The sequence below is a fragment of the Kitasatospora sp. NPDC093558 genome, from assembly GCF_040683475.1.
Lineage (GTDB): Bacteria > Actinomycetota > Actinomycetes > Streptomycetales > Streptomycetaceae > Kitasatospora.
On sequence record NZ_JBFBDY010000979.1, the window covers coordinates 1 to 1,839 of the forward strand.

At 74.4% G+C, this 1,839-nt stretch carries 2 protein-coding genes and 1 pseudogene; 2 read left to right on the plus strand and 1 reads right to left on the minus strand.

Going from position 1 to position 1,839, the window contains the following annotated elements; all coding sequences use genetic code 11:
• Window positions 1-94, minus strand: a pseudogene (locus AB0O00_RS37595) (50S ribosomal protein L11); the annotation flags it as partial.
• Window positions 95-116: 22 nt separating this feature from the next.
• On the opposite strand from AB0O00_RS37595, the gene AB0O00_RS37600 reads away from it, so the two are divergent.
• Window positions 117-743: a tetratricopeptide repeat protein gene (locus tag AB0O00_RS37600; RefSeq protein WP_363659187.1), complete on the plus strand. Its 627-nt coding sequence runs from the start codon at window positions 117-119 to the stop codon at window positions 741-743.
• Window positions 744-796: 53 nt separating this feature from the next.
• Window positions 797-1,839 (plus strand): prolyl oligopeptidase family serine peptidase (locus tag AB0O00_RS37605; RefSeq protein WP_363659186.1); only part of this gene is annotated, 1,043 nt, incomplete at its 3' end.

Consider the following 1,839-nt stretch of genomic DNA (forward strand, 5'->3'; position numbering starts at 1 on the left):
CGTCCAGGTCGTTGGCGTTCAGGTCGGGCATCTTGGTGGTGGCGATCACGCGGACCTGGGCGCTCGTGAGCTTGGCGACCTTGGTCTTGTGCGGCCTGGGCCTGGCCTACCGCCAGGTGGACCGGCTGGACGACGCCGAGCGGTGCTACCGCAGCGCCATCACGATCCTGCGGGAGCTCGGGGACTGGGTACGGGTGGGGCCCGTCCTGCTCAACACCGGCTACCTGCACCTCCGTCGCGGAGACCACGGGAAGGCCATCGCGGCGTTCCGGGAGTCCCTGGAGGTCTTCGAGCGGTCGGGGGCGATCGGCGGCCGGGGGAGCGCCTACGCCAACCTGGGCCTCGTCCACCACGACATGGGCGACCTCGACGAGGCCGAGCGCTACTACCTGCTGGCGATCGAGGACAACCGGACGGTCGCCGCCGCGGCCCGGGCGGACAGCAGCAAGGTCGGCGACCGGCGCGGGCTGGCCCAGTTGCTCGGGCGCCTGGCCAAGGTTCACCTGGACCGGGGCGAGGTCGCGCGGGCGGTCGAGGGCCATCGCGAGGAGGTCCGGCTGCTCCGCTTCGTCGGCGACAAACGCCTACTCGCCGACGCCGTCCACGCCTTGGGGGAGGCGCTGCTCGTGGCCGGCGACGTCGGGGCCGCCCGGGAGGCGTGGAGCGAGGCGCTGCCCCTGTACGAGGACCTCGGGGACGACGAGCGGGTGGCCGCGGTGCGGGAGAGGCTGTTCTTCGTCTGACGGGCTTCCGCGGGCATTTGCCCGTGCTCCGCGCGGATCTGTAGGTTGCGGGCATGGCAGCCCGGCTCCCGTCGATACGCCGGAGCGCTGCCCGTCTGCTGACCGCGCTCCTGCTCGCGCTGCTCATGACCGTGCCCGCCGCTGCCGCCCACGCCGCCCCTGACGACCTGGTCCGCACCGAGGTCACCTTCGCGGGCGGCGGCGGGCTCACCCTGCACGGAACGGTCCTCGAACCGGCCGGGCGCCACGACGTCCTTCCCGGCGTCGTCCTGATCGGCGGCGGCGGACCCGGCCCGCGCGAGGAGTACCTCCCGGAGGCCGAGGGCTTCGCGCGGGCCGGGATCGCGGCCCTGGTCTACGACAAGCGCACCACCGGCTACTCCACCCTCCACCGCGACTTCGGCCTCCTCGCCGACGACGCGTCGGCCGGCGTGGACCTGCTGCGCTCCCGCCCGGGCGTCCAGCCGTCCGCCGTCGGCCTGTGGGGCTTCAGCGAGGGCGGCTGGGTGGCGCCGGTCGTGGCGAACCGTTCCTCCCGCGTCGCCTTCGTCGTCACCATCGGCGGCCCCGGCCTGACACCCCTGCGCACCCAGCTGTGGGGCCTCGACACCCAACTCGCCCACCGCGGCGCCCCCGGCTCGCTTCGCCGCGCCGTCGACGGCCCGCTCACCCGCCTGCTCGACGCGTCGGGCCTGTTCCCCGAGGGCGGCCACGACCCGCTGCCCGCACTGGCACACCTGCGCCAACCGGTGCTGGCCCTGTGGGGCGAGCACGACACCGTCGTCCCGCCACGGGAGAGCGCGGAGATCTTCCGGACCGAACTGGCCAGGGCCGGCAACGGCCACGCCACCATCGGCTTCGTCCCCGGCGCAGGCCACACCGGCCGTCGCACGACCGACGGCGTCGACGGCCCCGGCTACCTCGACGCGATGACCACCTGGACGCGCCAAGTCGCAGCCGGCCACCCACCGTTGTCCACCGCCGCCGAAGCCCCGCCGCAGACGGTGACGAGCCGTGCGACGGGCACGGGCCCGTGGTACGAGTCGGCGGCCGTCCAATGGGTGGTCGGGCTCCTCGTCCTGACGGGCTTCCTGGC